This window comes from Acinetobacter sp. YH01003 (assembly GCF_013420525.1).
Taxonomy (GTDB): Bacteria; Pseudomonadota; Gammaproteobacteria; order Pseudomonadales; family Moraxellaceae; genus Acinetobacter; species Acinetobacter towneri.
The window spans coordinates 66,670-87,712 of the sequence record NZ_VOXY01000005.1; the positions used below are offsets into that span (position 1 = coordinate 66,670).

At 39.5% G+C, this 21,043-nt stretch carries 15 protein-coding genes; 6 read left to right on the top strand and 9 right to left on the bottom strand.

Annotation, left to right across the window (positions count from 1 at the left end; genetic code table 11):
* Nucleotides 1-68 precede the first annotated feature (68 nt).
* Together leuE and FTT70_RS06650 are read left to right on the top strand one after the other, a co-directional pair.
* Nucleotides 69-731: a leucine efflux protein LeuE gene (gene leuE / locus FTT70_RS06645; protein WP_004973255.1), complete on the top strand. Its 663-nt coding sequence runs from the start codon at nucleotides 69-71 to the stop codon at nucleotides 729-731.
* A gap of 83 nt (nucleotides 732-814) precedes the next feature.
* Nucleotides 815-1,990, top strand: coding sequence for a benzoate/H(+) symporter BenE family transporter (locus FTT70_RS06650; protein ID WP_179988638.1), 1,176 nt, complete (start codon nucleotides 815-817; stop codon nucleotides 1,988-1,990).
* 44 nt (nucleotides 1,991-2,034) lie between these two features.
* On the opposite strand, the gene FTT70_RS06655 is transcribed toward FTT70_RS06650, so the two are convergent.
* A complete protein-coding gene (locus FTT70_RS06655) occupies nucleotides 2,035-3,006 on the bottom strand; it encodes an alpha/beta hydrolase (RefSeq protein WP_179988659.1) in 972 nt (323 codons plus the stop codon).
* Nucleotides 3,007-3,321: 315 nt separating this feature from the next.
* Between FTT70_RS06655 and FTT70_RS06660 the strand changes: the two genes are divergently transcribed.
* The gene (locus FTT70_RS06660) at nucleotides 3,322-3,771 is read left to right on the top strand and encodes a universal stress protein (protein ID WP_004973248.1); all 450 of its coding nucleotides are present in this window, start codon (nucleotides 3,322-3,324) and stop codon (nucleotides 3,769-3,771) included.
* Nucleotides 3,772-3,821: 50 nt separating this feature from the next.
* Nucleotides 3,822-4,268, top strand: coding sequence for a universal stress protein (locus tag FTT70_RS06665; protein ID WP_004973247.1), 447 nt, complete (start codon nucleotides 3,822-3,824; stop codon nucleotides 4,266-4,268).
* A gap of 159 nt (nucleotides 4,269-4,427) precedes the next feature.
* Here the strand turns inward: FTT70_RS06665 and FTT70_RS06670 are convergent, their stop codons facing one another.
* Together FTT70_RS06670 and gorA are read right to left on the bottom strand one after the other, a co-directional pair.
* Nucleotides 4,428-4,646 (bottom strand): hypothetical protein, encoded by a 219-nt coding sequence (locus FTT70_RS06670; protein ID WP_004973244.1) that lies wholly within the window; start codon nucleotides 4,644-4,646, stop codon nucleotides 4,428-4,430.
* A gap of 490 nt (nucleotides 4,647-5,136) precedes the next feature.
* Entirely contained in the window at nucleotides 5,137-6,489 is a 1,353-nt protein-coding gene (gorA, locus tag FTT70_RS06675) for a glutathione-disulfide reductase (protein ID WP_180168425.1), read from the bottom strand.
* A 245-nt stretch (nucleotides 6,490-6,734) separates the two neighbouring features.
* Here gorA and FTT70_RS06680 point away from each other — a divergent pair, with 245 nt between their 5' ends.
* The gene (locus FTT70_RS06680) at nucleotides 6,735-7,073 is read left to right on the top strand and encodes a hypothetical protein (RefSeq protein ID WP_143228668.1); all 339 of its coding nucleotides are present in this window, start codon (nucleotides 6,735-6,737) and stop codon (nucleotides 7,071-7,073) included.
* A gap of 78 nt (nucleotides 7,074-7,151) precedes the next feature.
* On the opposite strand, the gene pepN is transcribed toward FTT70_RS06680, so the two are convergent.
* Complete coding sequence (gene pepN / locus FTT70_RS06685) at nucleotides 7,152-9,761, bottom strand: aminopeptidase N (protein ID WP_180168426.1); 2,610 nt, start codon at nucleotides 9,759-9,761, stop codon at nucleotides 7,152-7,154.
* A gap of 371 nt (nucleotides 9,762-10,132) precedes the next feature.
* Here pepN and FTT70_RS06690 point away from each other — a divergent pair, with 371 nt between their 5' ends.
* Nucleotides 10,133-11,290, top strand: a complete 1,158-nt coding sequence (locus FTT70_RS06690) for a hypothetical protein (protein ID WP_004973232.1) — start codon at nucleotides 10,133-10,135, stop codon at nucleotides 11,288-11,290.
* A gap of 114 nt (nucleotides 11,291-11,404) precedes the next feature.
* On the opposite strand, the gene FTT70_RS06695 is transcribed toward FTT70_RS06690, so the two are convergent.
* From FTT70_RS06695 to FTT70_RS06715, 5 genes are all read right to left on the bottom strand, one after another.
* Nucleotides 11,405-12,136 (bottom strand): hypothetical protein, encoded by a 732-nt coding sequence (locus tag FTT70_RS06695; protein WP_180168427.1) that lies wholly within the window; start codon nucleotides 12,134-12,136, stop codon nucleotides 11,405-11,407.
* 507 nt (nucleotides 12,137-12,643) lie between these two features.
* Nucleotides 12,644-15,283, bottom strand: coding sequence for a bifunctional aconitate hydratase 2/2-methylisocitrate dehydratase (locus FTT70_RS06700; RefSeq protein ID WP_096900892.1), 2,640 nt, complete (start codon nucleotides 15,281-15,283; stop codon nucleotides 12,644-12,646).
* A gap of 296 nt (nucleotides 15,284-15,579) precedes the next feature.
* Nucleotides 15,580-15,849, bottom strand: a complete 270-nt coding sequence (locus FTT70_RS06705) for a hypothetical protein (RefSeq protein ID WP_004973220.1) — start codon at nucleotides 15,847-15,849, stop codon at nucleotides 15,580-15,582.
* 200 nt (nucleotides 15,850-16,049) lie between these two features.
* Nucleotides 16,050-16,409, bottom strand: a complete 360-nt coding sequence (locus FTT70_RS06710; RefSeq protein ID WP_180060909.1) for a hypothetical protein — start codon at nucleotides 16,407-16,409, stop codon at nucleotides 16,050-16,052.
* 114 nt (nucleotides 16,410-16,523) lie between these two features.
* The gene (locus FTT70_RS06715; RefSeq protein WP_180168428.1) at nucleotides 16,524-21,035 is read right to left on the bottom strand and encodes a translocation/assembly module TamB domain-containing protein; all 4,512 of its coding nucleotides are present in this window, start codon (nucleotides 21,033-21,035) and stop codon (nucleotides 16,524-16,526) included.
* Nucleotides 21,036-21,043 lie beyond the last annotated feature (8 nt).

Consider the following 21,043-nt stretch of genomic DNA (forward strand, 5'->3'; position numbering starts at 1 on the left):
AATTTTTACTAAGCCACAAAACCGATGTTGTTATACTGCAACATCGGTTTTTATTTAGGTGAGTTTGCGTGTTTGGTATTAGTGACCTCAGCACTTTTATAATTGGCACAACCTTAATTGTGCTCTTGCCTGGCCCAAACTCACTCTATGTCATGTCAGTGGCTTCACGCTTTGGGATACGCACAGGCTATGCAGCTGCTTTCGGTGTATTTACGGGTGATCTGATTTTAATTGTGTGCACCATTTTAGGGGCAGCCTCATTACTGCATGCTTTTCCATGGCTATTCACCTTATTAAAAGTAGTTGGTGCGCTCTACTTAGGCTATTTAGGTATTAAACTACTGATTGCAGCCTATAAAACATGGTTTCCACAAACCAGAACTTCGCACGCCAATCTTTCTACAACAGCAACGAGCAATACAACTGAACGGGTTCATCCCTACCGAACTGCTTTAATGATTAGCGTTATTAACCCAAAAGCAATTTTGTTTTATTTGTCTTTTTTTGTGCAATTCGTCAATCCTGATTACACCTACCCGATGCTGAGCTTTGCTGTTTTAGCCATCGTCCTACAAATCATTAGCATGGGTTATTTATCTATCTTGATTTTTTCAGGAGTCAAATTAGCCAGTTATTTCAATCAACGCTATAAAATTGCAGCCATTTGCGTTGCAAGCATTGGTATTTTGTTCTGCGGTTTTGGCTTTAGACTGGCAAGCTCAACGCTATAAAAAAAGTATAAAAAACACTTTTGACTATTTGTTCAAATGTGTATGATCTGTTCATAAATTATAGAAAATATGTCTAAGAAAGCATGCAAAAACTTTTAAATGACTTCTCTGTGCCTGCAGTATTTGCAGGTTTTATTACCTTCTTGGTCGGTATTAGTGTTTCCGCGGTTTTAGTCATTCAGGCAGCACAAATTTTAGGCGCAAGTGCTGAGCAAATCAGCTCTTGGTTTTGCGCGTTGGGTTTAGGTATTGGTCTAAGCGGGCTGATTTTATCTTGGAAATTTAAATATCCTGTGGCGACCTCATGGTCTACCGCAGGCTTGGCACTGATTATCGCCACGGGCAGCGGTTATAGCTTACACGAAGCAATTGGCGCATTTTTATTTTGTGGCGTACTCACAGCAGTGCTTGGCTTTTTAGGTATTTTTGAAAAGGTACTGACTTATATTCCACAAAGTTTAACCAGCGCCATGTTGGCAGGTGTTCTGCTTAAATTTGGAATTGCCTTATTTACCAGCCTGCAAGAAGCATGGGCATTTATTTTGTCTTTATTGGCAGCCTATGTATTGGCAAAACGATTTAGCCCACGTTATAGCATTGTTTTAACTGTATTGATTGGGGTCGCGTTATGCCCAATCTTCTTACAATTTCAAATGCCGAGTGTGCAATGGAGTATTGCGCAACCTGTTTGGATGCAACCCGAATTAAGTTGGTCTGCCATTTTAGGTTTAGCCCTGCCTTTGTTTGTCATTAATATGGCATCGCAATATTTGCCCGGTCTTGCCATGATCAAAAGCTATGGCTTTAACCCAAATGTACGTCACTTAATTGGTTGGACAGGCACAGCACAAGTTATTTTCGCGCCATTTGGATGTTTTAGTGTCAATATCGCATCCATCAGTGCTGCTATTAGCTTAGATGATCAATCGCATCCCGATGCAAGTAAACGCTATATTGCGGGGATTAGCTGCGGTTTGTTTTATATCTTGATGGGGATATTTGCGGCAACGCTTACCAGTTTACTGATGTTATTCCCTGCTGTTTTTATTACAGCTTTGGCAGGAATTGCACTGCTCGGTACTATTGGACACAACATTGCCCTCGCCTTTCAGCACGTTTCAGAACGTGAAGCCGCTTTATTGACCTTTTTATTTAGTGCTTCTGGGGTGCAGTTTTTTGGTATTGGTTCTGCATTCTGGGGACTGATTTTTGGTTGTGTGGTTTTGGCAGTTTCAAAGTTTAAACAAAGCAAAAGCTAAATAACTAAGCGATTAAAACACTTTTTCAGAAGCATCGTATTGATTTATTGTATGCGCGATACATTAAGGGCCGCTGTGCTTCGGATAAATTCCACTGTTTTAGCAAAAGTTTGTTGGCTTTCTTTTTGGTGCATAAAAAATTGATATTCGTGAATTAACCATGCTTTTGTATCTGGATAAAATGCTGTCGTCACAGGAATCTGCTGTTGCTGTAATGCATGCAGCATCGGCATAGATTGAGTTTCTGTTAAAAAGTCTTTGTTACCACCACTGATAAATACCGCAGGATAGTTTGCCGTTAAATGTTGAATAGGCGAAATATTCTTCAGAAATTCACTGTCCTGTTTCCGATCTCCCGTGTAAGCCTGCACCAAATTATAAACACCCCACTCTACGATATTCATTTCATCTGGCGCAGTTTCAACAAACGCTTTTAGATCATAAATCCCGCAGTGCAAAATCAGCCCTTTAAGTTGTTTGTGCTGAATAGTCGGCTGTAAATTAGACTGCTGTGCAAATGCAGGATTACTCAATAATGCGGCATAATGGCTAGCTAAATTCGCCCCTGCAGAATCGCCTGCTAAATATAATTGTTGTGGATTAAGCTGATATTTTTCTGCATGTTGCGTGATGTAATTTAAAACCTGATCAATTTGTTGCAACTGAGTAGGATAAGTTGCATGCGGGGCAAATTGATATTGTACGGCAATTACATTAAAGCCCTGCGCGGCTAATAATTTAAAATAGCCACGTGCGTGGGCTTTTGAACCTGCAATCCAGCCACCACCATGAATCCAGACAATTGTCGGGCGTGCAGCTAAATCTTGCAATTGACTGTCTTGATACAAGTCAAAACTCAAATTGGGCTGCGTGGCATACACAATATCATGTTGCACTTGTATGTTTTTGGGTGCATAGCGATCCATGATTTTTTGCTGCAAGCCTGTGGTGAGATTAAATGCACCAGCAATGATTCGACTGTTCTGCTGCGTGGTTTGACAAGCACTTAACAACATAAAACACAGCAACATCCAAATTATTTTCAAACCACATTTCCCTCAAGATTCATACACCCAATTCAAACCCAAGTAATTTAAAATTAAATTATGAAGGTCTATTTATTTTTGCAAATTTAGCATCTTATTTTATCGTATAGCTTTGCCGTTGAGTTGAGTAAATTCATCATCTTCAGCTTATCTTTTCTTTCAGCAAATTTGGCGGGTAATTAAATGAATTATCAATCTTTTTTCAGATTTTAAATTGAACCTATATAGACTATATGCTATCAATAAAGTGTAAGGCGAATAATCATAATTTCTGGAGTTACCCGCATGTCGTACCAAAATATTTTAGTCCCTGTAGATGGTTCACAAATTTCTTTTTCAGCGGTCAAACATGCAGCTGAAATTGCCAAAGTATTTAACAGTAAACTCACCTTAATTAGCCTTGTTGCGGAAGACCCATTTACTGATTCTGACTTTTACTATAATTATTCATCTGCCATTATGAAAGAATACTTTGTGCAAGCGACAGCCAATGCACAAAAGGCATTAAAAGAAGCAGATGAAATTGCGAAAGCAGTGGGTGTAAATGCAGAAACTCGCGTGGTTGAGGGTTTGGTATCTGCTGAAGGTGTAATCAAAACTGCGAAAGACTTAAATGCCGATGTGATTGTGATGGGTTCACATGGTCGTAAAGGTTTCCAAAAATTATTATTGGGTAGCTTTGCCACAGACGTATTACGTCATACAGAATTACCTGTGCTTGTAGTTAAAGCTTAATCACTATTTTAAGCCATATTTTCATCATAAATTTTTAATAAGGATTTGCCATGACAACTTATAAACACTTACTTGTTCCAGTAGATGAGTCACCTATGTCTTATGCTGCAGCCGAACAAGCACTTTCATTGGCAAAAGATCTAAATTGCCCTGTTACTATTATGAGTGTAATTGCAGTTGATCCTTTTGTAGGCGTGGACTTCTACAAAGTTGCACCAGCAATTACCGATTATTTCATGCAGGCTGAACAAAATGCACAAAATCGTTTGGCTGAAATTCAGCAATCCTTTAGCCGTGAAGGTATTTCGGTAGATACCAAAATTATCCGCGGTGTTGCAGCCTCTGAAGGGATTGTACAAATTGCCAATGAAATTGGTGCTGACCTGATTATTATGGGTTCGCATGGCCGTACTGGAGTGAAAAAGATGATGCTCGGTAGCGTTGCCCAAAACGTACTGACTCAGTCTCCTGTTCCTGTTTTGATTGTTAAGGTTTAATTCATTACCAACTGTGCTCTGCCACAGTAAAAGATAAAATAAAAAAATCCCGTTCGCCAATGAACGGGATTTTTCTGGATAAAACTTTTAAAAGCTTTTCTAAATTACATATTATGCAATCCAGTTTAGCTAGGTTGAATATTCATTTCAGACCAAAACTTAATTAACCCGATGCGGTAAACGGAACATTTCATGCGTATCGGTATAAAAACTGCGACCATCTAAATTCAGTTCAATTTCCTGACCACATTCCAACAACACATGTTTTCCGACTTCGACCCATTTAAAACCATCACGGGTATTTTGCTTTTTCTTTGATGCCACCAAAGACACCATAATTTCGCGACCATTCACTGCTTTCGCAAGCATTGTTTGCATTTTTTTCAATATTTACACCAATTCATTTATAACTTACAAATCAAGCTCAAATTAAAATTTTGAGCATAGTTTTTAATACAACAACATTCATCACACTTAATTTGCAGTGCATAGAAAATAAATGCAGCACAGCATGATGATGAATAACTACGAGAGAATAGAGATATTTTTATTGTACAAGTTATATTATAACATAGATTTAAAGTCTTTGCAGCATGGACTACAAAGTTGTAAAGATAAACTTAATAAAACAAAAATTTCTTAATCAAACCTTAATCATTTTCGTGAGATAATCTACCCCAGACACAATGGATGGTGTTTGATCGCACAAGCCCACTTCGGTGGGTTTCTTATTAGGCTAACTAAATAACGATAACAAACTTTATCTTTCTGACGTTTATCTTCTGATTTTTTATCTACAAATTTCAAAAATAAAAAAGAGTATGGATTTTTTTAACCCATACTCTTTGTGTGCGACTACGCTACTCCATTAGCGCATAGTCACAAATTCTTCTGCAGCAGTTGGATGAATTGCGACAGTATTGTCAAAATCTTGCTTGGTCGCGCCCATTTTGACCGCGACTGCAAAACCTTGCAAAATTTCATCCATGCCATAGCCAATACCATGCACGCCCACGACTTTCTGTTCATCACCAACGCAGACCAATTTCATTTTAGACACTTGACGATGCTGAGTTACAGCCGTGTACATTGAGGTAAAAGAAGATTGGTAAACTTTAACCTGATCTTGCCCAAACTGTTCAATGGCTTGTGCTTCGCTTAATCCCACCGTACCAATAGGCGGATGACTAAAGACCACTGTGGCAACATTTTGATAATCTAAATATTCATTTGGTTTATTGTTGAATAAGCGCTCAGACAATTTGCGTCCTGCTGCAACAGCAACGGGTGTCAGCTCAATTTTTCCAATAATATCGCCCACCGCATAAATACCCGCTTGGCTAGTATTTTGGAATTGATCTACACTGATATATCCTTTTTCATCAATCTGCACATTTGCAGCAGCCAAGTTCAATGCTTGTGTATTTGGTTTACGTCCAACTGCCCAAATCAAGCAATCAACCTCGTGCTGTGAACCATCTTCAAGGTGTAATAACAAAGACTGATCTGCTTGGCGAGTAACTTTCTTTGGAATGGCTTGCGTATGCACTTGGATATGTTCATCACGCATACATTCAAGTAATGTTTCACCTAAAAATTGATCTAAACTACGCAGCGGTAATTGCTTACGAATAAACAATCCGACTTCTGAACCCAACCCATTTAAAACACCTGCTAACTCTACGGCAATATAACCAGAGCCAATAATTGCCGTGCGTTTTGGTAACTGTTGCAATTCAAAGAAACCGTTTGAATCAATTCCTAGCTCTGCCCCTTCAATATCTGGACGTGTTGGCTCAGTTCCTGTGGCTATTAAAATGTGATCTGCAGTGTATTGCTGCTGATTTACTTCAACTGTTTTTTCATTTACAAAACGAGCAAAGCCCTGAATCACATCAACATTGTTTTTAGCTAAACCTGATTGATACGATGCATGGATACGCTGAATATAAGCTTGACGATTTTGAATTAACGTATTCCAATCATGCGATTTTAATTCAGTATTAAAACCATAATCTGGGCCGTATTTTTGAATAACATCGGCGATTTGCGCAGAATACCACATCACTTTTTTAGGCACACACCCCACATTGACACAAGTCCCGCCCAAATCTGCAACTTCAATTAATGCACATTTTTTACCATATTGCGCCGCGCGATTGGCCGAAGCAATACCACCACTTCCTGCCCCAATTACCAAATAGTCATAATGTTTAGCCATTTCATGCCTCAATTTTTCGTGATTTTTTAGATACTCATCTGCAGAAATTCAGCGCAGAAAAACATTCATTTTCATCAAAACTAACACATAAAACTGCATTTCCCAAGTCAGCCATATTGTCTAAATACACAAAATCGACACACTGTCATTCAATTGATTTCACTGCCAATAAAACTGACTATTCACTTAAATTTTACGCTTTTAAGGCTATAATATAAATTTGATTTTTTATCATTGGGGTCAATGTGAAGCAGTGGGTTTACGTTCTGATATGTAGCTTTATCACTTTCGGCTGTTCCCCATCCCAACCGTCAGATCAAGCCCCAAGCATGTTTGATGAACTCGATCTCATCAATACCAAAATGAATGAAATCTTGCTTCGCGATTTAGATAACTATTCTGCAGATGAGCGCAAACATATTATTTGTGAAGAATATACGCAGATTTACAAACATGAATATATGCCAATTGTACTTAAAAATTCTAAACCTGAAGATCGGCAATATAACGAGAAAAAATTACTTGCTGAATTAAATGAAACTTACACCAACTATAAAAATGAATATCAAATTCGCTGTGACTAAGCTAGATTATTTTTGATGTATTCCAGCCACAAAAAAGCCATTTCAACGAATTGATGAAATGGCTTTTAGTTTTTTAACTTAAACCTCTAACATACTATTTAGGGTTTCAACCACGTTTTTAGATTTCACCACAGACTGCAAATTTAGCAACGCTGCTTGCACTTGGTTACGTTGTGGCTCTGCCAAAGTGTACCAACGCGACAACACCTGCAATAAACGCGAACCTACAATTGGGTTTTTCTCATCTAAATACTTGGCTAAGTCAATAAAATGCTGAACACCAAAACTCCATGTATTCACAGGGTTGCTATTTAAACCACCACTGACTGAACGAATACGGTTAGGTGTACCCAAATCATAATCAGGATGTGCAGTTAAAGCCTGAATGGTTTCAGCTGTCGCTTTTGGATGTGAAGCTTGAACCATAAACCATTGATCAAGTGCTAAAGCTTCATCTTTAAAACGTGTATAAAAATCTTCCAAAGCAGCTTTGGCTTGCGGTGCATCATTCCACACCAAGACACGCAATGCCCCTAAACGCTCAGACATATTTTGAGTTGTTTGGTATTGCTGCTTTGCCAGCTCAAACGCTTCGGCATCGCCCTGACGTGCCATTAACGCCAACATGATATTCTTTAAAGCACGTACACCCATTGCCTGAGAGAAATCTTGCTGCATGTCTGGATCAAGGCTTAAATAGGTTTCTTTGCAGAATGCACCAAGTTCGCGCGCCAATGTATCTAACAGCGCATTGCGTTGTTGCTGAATTTTTTCAGGTTGATAATTTTGATCAATACGGCTGCCCAAATAGCCTTCAGAAGGTACATCAAAAATACGTGATGCCAACAAAGGATCTTTTTCAATTAAAGCAGGTACTGTATTTTTCATGGCTTGCAAATAAGTATCTGCTGCATGTTCTTCCAATAAAATACGTTCCAATAGAGTCTGAGTCGCCTGCCACTGGTTAAAGCCATTGGTTTCGTGCTGCATTAAAAATGCCAATTCATCATTAGAATAGTTAAATTCTAAATTCACAGGTGCAGAAAAATTACGCAATAAAGAAACAACGGGATGCGCAGTTATACCGCTAAATTCAATACTTGCTTGTGCCTGATCAAACAAATACACACCATCTTTTACTGAGTTTTCAACCAAAGCTTCAGACTGCAAAATATATTGCTCGCCTGTTTCTGCATTGAACAATGCCAATGCAACAGGAATAGGCAATGCTTTTAAGTTTGGATATTTGGCATTGCTTTTCAGACTTTGTTTTAAATTTAAACGATAAACCTGCGCAGCCGCATCGTATTCGCCCTGCACTTCAAGCTTTGGTGTGCCTGGTTGATTGTACCAAGTCAGGAAATTAGATAAATCGACACCCGAACCTGCGCTTAAAGCATTGACCCAATCTTCAACCGTGACTGCTTGTCCATCATGACGACGGAAATATTCATCACTACCTTTACGGAATTTTTCTTTACCGAGTAAAGTCGACATCATGCGGTTAATTTCCGCACCTTTTTCATAGACTGTTGCGGTATAGAAGTTATTAATTTCTACAAAATGATCTGGACGTGGCGGGTGCGATAACGGGCCAGAATCTTCGGGGAATTGATGTGCTTTGAGCACCGCCACATCATCAATACGCTGTACTGCGGCAGACTGTAAATCTTCAGAGAAAGATTGGTCACGGAACACCGTTAAACCTTCTTTTAAACACAACTGGAACCAATCGCGGCAAGTAATACGGTTACCTGTCCAGTTATGAAAATATTCATGCGCAATCACGGACTGTACGCGCATAATTGCGGCATCTGTGGTGTATTCTTCATCGGCCAATACACATGACGTATTGAAAATATTCAGACCTTTATTTTCCATTGCGCCCATATTGAAGGCACTGGTCGCCACAATCATATAATTATCTAAATCATACGGCAGACCATAGTGTTCTTCATCCCAACGCATCGAATGTTTTAACGCTTGCATAGCAATTTTGCATTTTGGAATGTCTTTTTCTTCTGCATAAATTTCCAGTGCAACATTACGCCCTTCAGATGTCACATAATGGTCTTTCATGACTGCCAAATCGCCAATCACACAAGCAAATAAATAGCTTGGCTTTTTGGTCGGGTCTTGCCAAATCGCATAATGACGACCTTCGCCTGCTTCACCTGTTTCTAACAAGTTGCCGTTTGCCAATAACACAGGATATTTTTTATCGGCTTCAACACGTGTGGTAAATACCGACAATACGTCTGGGCGGTCAGGATAGAAGGTAATTTTACGGAAACCTTCAGGCTCGTTTTGGGTAACAAATAAATCAGAACTTGCCTGATATAAGCCTTCAAGTTGCGTATTGCTTTCAGGATGAATGATCACGATGGTTTCTAACGTGACTTGATCAGGTGCATTTGCAATGCGAAGCTGCTCACTATCTAATTGATAGTCACTTTCCGATAATTCCGTGCCATTCAAAATAATAGATTTCAATTCTAAATCACGGCCCAATAACACCAAATCGCCTGCAGTCTGACGCTGCATTTTCAATGTTGCACCCACTTGGGTGTAATCTGCATAGACTTGAATATCTAGCTCTACAGCATCTACCAAGAATGAAGGTTTTTGATAGTCTTTTAAATAGATAGTTTGGCTGGCTTCAACCATAGGATTTGCTGCAATATTCATCTTGTCCTCATTCTTTGTGGCGATGCGCTTGTTTTTGTAAAGTTGCAATGATCATACGACAACTTTCAACATCTGTCTGCGCACAATCTATTTCAGTCTTGTTCAACAATGCTGATTTATATGGGCGCTCAACCCAAGCTTTTCAATCCTATCTGGATTAATCCTGTACAAGTAACATAAAAGCAGACTGTTTAAATCAATACCTGTATTGCTATTACGCGTAAATTTAATATTTTGATATGCAACTTCACTTCAAATACGACCAACACAGGCTAATTTTGATGATGATCAAAAGCACAGAAGCTTCCACTTTTCAGTACACAAGCCATGTATAATGACATATCACGATTTACTTGAGCTTCTATTTCACAATGCTACAAATTCTGCAAAAACAATTAGATGAAAGCACATTATGCCCTTTGTGTCAGGCATCTATGTATTGGGTAGAAGCAGAACAATATGAGCAGGAATTAAATTTTCACCAATGTAGTCATTGTGAACATCGCATCTTTCAAAATAGCCAACAACAAAACTGTCATTGCGCAAGCTGTACCCAACAACGCAAAAAAATCATGGCGGAAACCCGCTTGCAAGAACAACAAAAATTCAAAAAACAGGATGCACCTGAACGCGAATTAAATCAGCTGCGTTTTATAGATAAATTATTTTTATTGAGTATTTTAGATCAGCATGCACAAGAACATATACCGCATGAAGAATTTATAGATTGGGAAAAAATCAAGTATTTAAATATTACCCCCAACTATTTTTTCCAGCACGGCATGATCAAACATTTGCTAAAAGAGCAAATATTAATTGCCAAAGATTTTGCGGAAAATGCGCAGCAATATTATATCAATGTCCGTTTAGATGGTTATTCTGAACCAAGCTTATTCAGCATTGCACAACAATTACGTTATTGGTTTTATGAAAATCTGAGTATGGGCACACCGTTCAAAACAGCAGATGAAGTCAAAGATGCGCTGTATTTATTGCTGTATCAAGAGATTGTGCAGTTTATGCAATTTTATTGTCGGACTTGGGGAATACAAATTGCGGGCAACCATAGTTTTCAGAGCTTTTGCTACCGACTTTTAGATGTCTTGGCGGTTGGGCAAATTTATTACTTGGTGCAAACTGCTTTGGAATTTTTATACCAACAAAAAGCACTCAAACCGCGTAATGAAAACTTTATTAATACCAATTTACTGAAAAAGACTGTGCAGCAATACCGAGAACGGTCAGTGGCTGAAAAATGGGAGACCTCTACCCTGCCACGCCCGCCTAATTTGCCTTTCAGCTATATGAGCGAAATTTTATTCTTCCGCTTTTTGGGTTATGACGAAAGGATTTTCTTTCAACCTGTGTGGCGTTCTTGGCGAAAAATTGAAGCACGACTTAAATTTTATTCACTTAAACGCTGTATGCACTGCGGATCGGATGAACTGACTGTCGATTATGACGCAGAAAATTATGTGTCCTTATTTTGTCGCAACTGCAAACATCAAGATCATTATTTCACTCAATAAAACTTTGGTGAAGATGATGGTTACACCCCATCACTGCCCAAATTCATCATCTACTGCAGTATAGAGTCAACAGGATACGTACAGAGGATTACAGTTTTTCGATGTGATAAGCACCTAATCCACTTTTCTGTTTAGTGCTAAATTGAGTGCCGTTTCAGATAAAGTTTTACCGTCTAATTTACAAATACACATAATGCCCCAACCATCAAAATAATCAGGCGCGTGCTGCAAAAAGAAATTGGAATGTACATCTTGCGGAATTCTCAAATGCATCAGTTGCTCAAAACTTCGTGCTGGAGAATGAGTTTCATGCACATATACGCCTTCACCGCGCTTTTGAATTTCAGGATACCGTACCGCCATAAGCTGCAAAACTTCATGATATTCCTTAGGCATAGTTTTCCCGACTCTTGGGAAAAAACTTTTAGAACGCGAAGCAAACAAAGAATAAATCTTCGGTTGATTAATGCTAATCACAAACCACAATGGAATAAATGGATTTTTTAAGCGTCGATTCAACATGGCTTTGACTGCACTTGGAATCGTCAAATTTTGTTTTTGATATTCAGACAAAAAACCCGCTCGTGAATTGACCACATGCATAGGCTGTTCATTATAATGAATCAAAATAAAAGGAATAACATTTTGCCCAACCACTTGATCTCGATCATGATATTGAATAACCGTGACTGCGATTGCATCGGGGTCATAAACAAAGGCTTTAAATTCTTCTAAACTCGAATTTGGAAAGATTTTTTGATCGAATTGATAAATTTTTTCAAAAAAATACGATTGCTGCTGCATTGAAAGCGCTTTAAAGTCAAAAACTGTTTCTATTAAATTCATAAAAACAACCCAGTTTCATATTTAAAGAGAGACGCAAAATTTTTTTAATTGGTCAATGCATTAATAATATGACACATTTTAATTACATAATTTTACAATCATTATAGTAAGTTATTAAAAAATATCCAATTTCATTAAAATTAAAACTAAGTAGTTCATTTCAATAAAGTTTTTACCAAAAATTATAATTAAAATTGAATACCAGCATTAATCCATTATATTTTGTGACGCAGTTTACATTATTTTATGACGAACGGTATTGATAGGCAAATTTATATTGTTTTAATAAGTTAAATCCTAATTTATTTCATAGCTTACGCCCCTATTTTTAAAATCAGCTAGGCAAGCTGAAATATCACAATCTATGCTGTTTTAAATGTCATTCATTATTAGATTGAAATTTTACACATAAAAATAAGGGCTGAATAATCAGCCCTTATTTGATCTTGCTTATCGCTCAACACTCGAACAAATCATAGATTTGCTCTTGCGTTTGCTTTTCCTAACTTAGGTCAACTGAGCAGCAGCAATTTTCTTGGTGTCTACATTCGCAGCAGCGTCTGTGTAGCTTTCCATCTGGTCAAAGTTCAAGTACTTGTAGATGTCAGCAGACATGCTGTCGATTTGAGAAGCGTACTGTTGGTATTCTTCTGGTGTTGGTAACTTACCAAGTACCGCTGCAACAGATGCAAGCTCAGCAGAAGCTAAGTAAACGTTTGCACCTTGACCTAAACGGTTCGGGAAGTTACGTGTAGAAGTAGATACTACAGTTGTGTTCGGTGCTACACGTGCTTGGTTACCCATACATAATGAACAACCTGGCATTTCTGTACGCGCACCCGCTTTACCATAAGTGTTGTAGAAGCCTTCTTCCATAAGTTGACGCTCGTCCATACGAGTTGGAGGCGCTAACCATAGACGAGTAGATAAAGAACCACCAGGAACTTTGTCTAATAACTTACCAGCAGCACGGAAGTGGCCGATGTTTGTCATACAAGAACCGATGAACACTTCATCAATTTTGTCACCTTGAACGTCAGAAAGAAGTTTTGCATCATCTGGATCGTTCGGGCAGCAAAGGATTGGTTCTTTGATGTCTGCAAGGTCAATTTCATACACTTTAGTGTATTCAGCGTCAGCATCAGCTTTAAGAAGTGATGGGTTCGCTAACCATTTTTCCATGTTCTCAACACGACGAGCCATAGTACGCGCATCGCCATAACCTTCAGAAATCATCCACTTAAGCATGGTGATGTTTGAACGAAGGTATTCAGCAACTTTCTCTTCAGAAAGTGTGATAGAACAACCTGCAGCTGAACGCTCAGCAGAAGCATCAGACAATTCAAATGCTTGTTCAACTGTTAAGTCAGTTTCCATTTCTGTTAAGTCGATTTCTAAGATACGACCAGAGAAGATGTTTTTCTTACCTTTCTTCTCTACAGTTAAGTCACCTTCTTTAATTGCGTAGTAAGGAATCGCATGTACAAGGTCACGTAAAGTGATACCAGGCTGCATTTTACCTTTGAACTTCACAAGTACAGACTCAGGCATGTCAAGTGGCATAACACCAGTTGCTGCAGCGAACGCTACAAGACCAGAACCCGCTGGGAAAGAAATACCAATTGGGAAACGAGTATGCGAGTCACCACCAGTACCTACTGTATCTGGAAGAAGCATACGGTTTAACCAAGAGTGGATAATACCGTCACCTGGACGTAAAGAAACACCACCACGGTTCATGATGAAGTCAGGAAGCGTGTGTTGCATTTGAACGTCAACTGGTTTTGGATACGCAGCTGTGTGACAGAAAGATTGCATTACTAAGTCTGCAGAGAAACCTAAACAAGCTAAATCTTTTAATTCGTCACGTGTCATTGGACCTGTTGTATCTTGAGAACCAACAGTAGTCATCTTAGGTTCGCAGTAAGTACCTGGACGAACACCTTGACCTTCTGGAAGACCACAAGCGCGACCTACCATTTTTTGAGCTTGAGTGAAGCCTTTGCCTGTGTTTTCAGGTTGTACTGGAGTACGGAACAAAGTAGATGGTGCAAGACCTAAAGCTTCACGCGCTTTAGCTGTCAAACCACGACCAACGATCAAGTTAATACGACCGCCTGCACGTACTTCGTCTAGAAGCACTGGAGTTTTAAGTTCAGATTCAGCGATTTGTGCGCCGTCTTTGAACGCTGTTACTTTAGCAGCAGCATGGTCGATTTTAAGCGTGATTTCATCACCCATGTTCATGTTAGAAACGTCGATTTCTACTGGTAAAGCACCCGCATCTTCCATTGTGTTAAAGAAGATTGGCGCAATTTTACCGCCTAAGCAGTAGCCGCCATCTTTTTTGTTTGGAATATGCGCGATTTCGTCACCGAAGAACCAAAGTACAGAGTTAGTTGCAGACTTACGAGAAGAACCTGTACCAACAACGTCACCCACGTAAGCAACTTGGTTGCCTTTCGCGATAAGGTCTTTGATTTGGTTTAATGGACCAACTTCACCAGGAACTTCTGGGTTGATGCCATCACGTACGTTTTTCAACATTGCATTTGCGTGCAATGGAATGTCTGGACGGCTCCAAGCGTCTTGTGCAGGTGACAAGTCGTCAGTGTTGGTTTCGCCAGTAACTTTAAACACTGTAAGTTTGATTTCTTCAGGTACATCTTTACGGCTAGTGAACCATTCAGCATCAGCCCAAGATTGTAAAACTGCTTTCGCGTTTTCGTTACCTGCTTTTGCTTTGTCTGCTACGTCATGGAACGCATCAAATACAAGCAAAGTATTTTTCAATGCTTCAGCTGCTAAGCCAGCCAATTCAGCATTGTCTAAAAGCTCTACTAAAGGTGCTACGTTATAACCACCAAGCATTGTGCCTAGTAAGTAAACTGCACGTTCTTTAGAAACGAGTGGAGAGGTTGCTTCACCTTTTGCTACAGCAGCTAAGAAAGCAGCTTTAACGTATGCCGCTTGGTCAACACCTGCAGGTACACGGTTTTCAATCAAATCAACCAAGTAAGCTTCTTCGCCTGCTGGTGGATTTTTTAATAATTCAACTAATGCAGCTGTTTGCACATCATCAAGTGGCTTCGGTGGGACTCCGAGTGCGGCACGTTCTTCAACGTGTTGGCGGTAAGCTTCTAGCACGGTGTTATTCCTCTTTTTTAAAAAATTATTTGTGAATTCCTGCTTTTAAAGCATCACAAACAATATGGACTGCAAAATTTTACTAAACTTCAGGTTAAAAGTTAATGCAACTAGAGTGTTTCTTTGTGATGCCCATTATTTTATAACTAAATGATGCGCATATTGTTCAATTTACAGGCAAAACACGACTTAATTTTAACTTTGTCTGTATGTACACTAACTTTTCGCCTAAAGTTTAACTCGTAAAAAAGGCAACGCTCATGTTGCCTGTTCTAATGAATGAATGATATTCCACCTTAGTGTACTGTCGTAGCTTGAAGATAGTGCTGTAATTGTTCACGACTACCTTCAAACTTGAGTTGAATTTCATCTTCATGCAGCATGCAATGTTCTGCACTGGTAAACGAAATTTGAACTTGATATATCTTTGCAGGTGCATCAATTTGCTGACGTAAATACACCCGATCACCTAAACTTAAAACATAATGACTGCCGCCAATCACTGCGACACCTTGTTCATCTTCTAAGAGCAAATCTGCATTATGCAGGTAAGCAACCACTTCCATTATGCGCTCCTACTGTTTTTGTTATCTTTTTAATTATTCATGAAAAAGATAAGCTTTGCCAGTTTTAAGATTTAGAACTTGTCACAATTTATTTGTTATTTATTTTAGTTTTAGACGTTTTATTTACTTAGGCTATTTTTGATAAAAGATATAGAGGTACAAAACATATTTCAATTTTAATTCATAAAAAAACCGTTCTTTTAGAACGGTTTGTAATCAGGCATTTTATCATGCGGGGTCGCGATACATTTTTCAGTAAATTGCGTACGGACTTTTTCACGTGCCGCATCAACATCACCATTAATTTCTTCAAGTGGCAATGCATATACTTGCTCAATAATCTCTGAGATAAAATTACGGGTAATGTCATCTTCAATTTTATTGGCATGCTCAATGGCACGTTCTTTTTCAATCGCATTTTGACGATCTAGCATGATGGTACGCGCAGCATTGCCAACACTTCGGCAATAGCCTTGCCATTGTTCTTCAGGGGTTAAGGGTTTCTTTTCTGCACAACCCATTAATGCAAACACTGCAGTCACCACCAAAATCTTTTTCATTGAAGCTCTCCTGTTGTGCTTATGATAATCAAAAGTTGACATAAATACGAAACTATCCATGCACAAGCTTAAAAAATGCGCTCTGATAGAACGCATTTTTAAGTGAGGTTGGCGTTAGAAGCGCCAGTTATAGAAAATATCCACTGCGCGTTCTAAAGCTTGGCTGGCTTCTAAGTACAGTCGCTTATTCATTTGATAACGCAAAGTCAATTTATTGACAGGTGTGAAAACCCCCACACCATAACGAATAAACAAGTCTGGGGTGATATAACCCGTCAAACTGACTTGGGTATCATCGCCTGTACCTTGGGCATCAAGTGCCAAACCACTTAAACCGAAGGTACGTCCAATTTGATTGGTCAAGGCACGTGTACCACCCAATCCCATACTAATACCTGCCGCTGCAATAGTATTGTTGACGTCTGACTTAAAGCTTTCGGTCTGACTCAAACCACTGGTACCTTCATTGATACGACCTGTAATCAAAGCATTTAATGCTTCTTGTTCAGATAAGCCTGCATCGTTATACACTTGAATGTTCGGACTGCTGGCTGTGCCTGTAACTCTAAAGCCGACCATGCTGCCCTGTACATTTTTATTGGCATCCATATCTAAAGTTGGGTTAGAAATTGGGCCATTAAAACGCGCAATGGCACGGTTCAAATCCAGACTTTGTCCATAGGCTTCAATTTTCACACGCTGGCTGACCCCAATCGCACCATTGGCACGCATCGCAGTTTCTAAACCACGTTGAGATAAATACAAACGTCCAATCAGTGGAATACGGCTATTAAAACCTTGGAAAATGACCAGATCACCCAAATTCAATTCAAGATCGGCACGAATATCCCATGGACGAGCTGAACGTAATAATGCCAGTTGATCTTGTCCTTCATGTACCACACGCACATCCGAAGACACGTTAACCACAGGTGCAGACACTTCAGGCATAGAAATTAAAGCCCGAGGTACATCTACACGTCCTTTTAAACTCAGTTTTTTCTGGAAAGGTAAAACATCTAAGGATACATCTGGCGTAATCATTGCAGTAATTAGCGGTGCTTGACGAATTAATAAGTCTTTACCGTTTAAATTTAACTGAATACGCGGATCATTTTTCCAATCCACACTGCCCGTTAAACGCCCTACACCACCACCGCTGTTAAATGCGCCATTAATGCTGGCTTGATCTTGGCGGATAGAGGAATAGACCTGCACATTGGTCAGATTTACAGGTAACGAAATCATGCTGATCGCACCATCTTTCAGGCGCATTTCACCTGTGAGCAATGGTGAAGTTAAAGTCCCATTGATCTTGCCAGCAAAGGACAAAATGCCTGCCATTGAGCGCACATCGGCAATAAACGGTTTAAAGACTTTGAGTTGTACCTGATCAAAGGCAATTTCGCCGCGCATTGGCATATTTTTGGTGTAAGGATCAATCAGCACATTGGCATAACCTGTACCAATTTCAGGTGTTTTCACATCTATGCGTAATTTCAAGCCTTCGGCAATGCTTTTTGCGACCACAGCCACTTGTTCATAGCGCAAGGTTGAGCCTATATCTTGTGGATCGTCCGCAGCAAGTCCAATGACGCCATCACGCGTGACCAAATGTGCATCAATTTTTGGCTTCTGTCCTTTTGCCCACGCCGCTTTGGCATACCCATTAACCTTGCCTGTAATCGCCAAACCTTCAGGCATAAATGCAGAAAAGTCATTTAAGTCTAAGTTTTGAGTCACAAATGATGCATTGGCTTTGGTTTTACTCACACGAATAGGTTGATCAAAACACAATTGGCTTTGCTGACTCATCCAACAATGCGCACCAACATACAACTCACTGGTTCTATGTTGATATATCACGGCCGCGTTTTGGCGCTGTGCCAAATGGGTTCTTAAGGAGTCAAAATCCCCTTTCTGAATTTGTCCCATCCAATCATTTTGTGCATTTAAACCACCCGCCAATTGCACATAAAACTTACTCAACTTATTTTCAGCTTCCAGTTTTAAAATATGCGCCTGACGTGTGCCTGCTAAAGAAATCTGCCCTTGCTCAATGCCACGGTTACCACTGCGTAAATTTTCCATGGATGCCGTCATCAGCGTTGGCGTATTTTCAGAGGTTGGCAATTCACCTTGTAAGCGCAACTTACGCACGCTGAAAATATTATTGAGGCTGAACTGATCAACTGCAAAATTGGCAGTGGCTTGTAAGCGTGGCTGCGACTGCACATTGATATAGCCATACGCACGTCCACGTAAACCTGAATAGATTTCGTATAAAGCAGGCGCATTGACTTTAATACGCAGATTTTGTGCATTCCCCGTTGCTTGTAACTGATTTTTGGCATAAGACAAAAATAGATTATTGGCTTCAAACTGTTGTGGTAAAAAGCCTTTTTGATTAGCATCAATCAACATGGCTAAATTCCCCGTACCACGTACAGGTTTATTATTGAGCATGCCTGCCAAATTCAGACGTTCAATGTTGATCCGTTTTTGAGTGTCTGACCAAATACCTTGAGTGCGAATATTGCCCGATAATTCACCACGTACACTGGACACAAAATAGTGCGGCTTAAAGCGAATTAAAGAAGCGTTTAAATTCCAGCTCACCCCCTGATTCAAATGCAGCAAACCATCCGCCACAATTTGCCCTGCAACACCATTATGGCGTAAGTCGCTAATTTTAATTAGTTCCGGCGTACCCGATAATTTTAGTTTTAAATGTCCTTCACTGCCTTGAATGGCACTGGCATTTAACCCACCATCATAATTCACGGCAAAACTTTTAAAGCCACCACCAGCTTTCACATCATGGAACAATAAAGCGATGGTGCTTTGCCCAGTTAAATGTACGTTTTCATTTTGATTGACCAAACGCCCTGTCAAATTAATATCTTTCAAATGAATAATTTGCTGATTCGGCAATGCAAAACCATTGGCTTTAAACTGCCCATTTAACACATTAACAGGTGCTGCGGTGCTGATACTTTGCGGATTAAAGTTTTTCGCAGCCAATACCGCATTCCATTTCAACTGACGTTTATCAGTTGGTAAATCAATGACGGCGCTGCCTGCCAAATGACTATCTGCAGTATCAAATTTAAAATTAGGAATATTTAAACGATTATTCTTTAAATTCAATTTGGCTTGGTACATGCCCGCAGGTAACATGGTTTTTTCATGTGTGCTGACTTTACTCGCCACAAAAATATCTTGCTGACCTTCTACCAAGGCCAATTGCACATCACCCGATTCACTTTTCAACCAACCCACATACGGCACAGCACGGTCTATGTTGTTCCAGCGCACATCAAGCAACATCGGATTTGCCGCTTTGCCCTGCGCAGGTTTTTGATCGAGTTTTAAATTCCAAGTTTCATATTGGTCAAAATCGACTTGTGCAGTTAAGTGTGTGCCTTTTTCCAAATGACCTTTAGATGCTAAATTGGCATCTAAACTTGGCGGTAAAAAGTCTTTGACCACTTGAGGAATTAGTGGATCTTTAGGATTAATTTTATCCAGACGTCCTGTTAAATCCCAATTGACTTTTTTATCCCAACTGACAATGCCCGCTACATTGGCAGCACCTTGCATAAGTTGTGCATTTAAATTACTGATATTCAGTTGATGAACTAAATCGGTATACATCAGACCTGTATATTGACCTTTAGGGATGTGTTTACCGCTCAAATCCGTATTGACATCAATATCTAAACGCTTGATATCGCCTTTAAATTTAGCTGCACCTGCTTGGGTAAAAAGTTCCTGCTCGGTCAAAATAGGCCAACGGTAGTTTTTAAATTGTAACTCACCAAACATTGGCACTTGCTTACGCATTGGATGCAACACTACCCATCCCGTGAGCAAATCAGGCGTATTTGTTGCAACACCCGCCTGAATCGTGTCGAGTGTGCCTTTGCCTACTACTTTAATATCGTGAATATTTAAGCTGTCATGTAAAGAGGGAATATTTAAATCACCCACCACATTAAGCGGATATTTACCTTCAAATTTCATATCGCCTGTGGCATTGCGTACATTCAAATATCCCATATCCATATTGGAATCTTCAAATTTCAGTTCTGTACCCGACCACAAGGCATTATTTAAATGAATATCGTAAAAATCGACCTGCGTACCAGAGGCGGTTTGAATCAATAAATGATCGACATCGGCAGTATCTAAACGCAAAACAAAAGGTAAGCGAATTTCATTGAATTTGAATGGATCATCACTTGGTGGGCCTTTCGGATAAATCCGCAGATTACGCACATCGGCACGATTGAGATGGATTTCTTTATCTAAAATAGCACGCCAACCAAGAATGACATCGGCACGGTCAATTTTGACATCAACAGGTTTTAAACTGACGATGATATTGCGCAGAATAATCCCGCGCCATAAATTACCGCCTTCATATTCATAATGAATAATTTCTTGGCGCTGCAATACGCTGTCTAATAAGAACTTTGAGCCACGGTCTGTTGAGAACATCACCACCAAAGCGGACACCAATAAAACCAGCATCAACAGCAGTGACAGTAAAACACTCCTGAGTATTCGACGCTTTTTAGGTGGCGTTACTGGAGTTTCTGGTTGCTGTTCAACTTCAGCCATAATGTTCT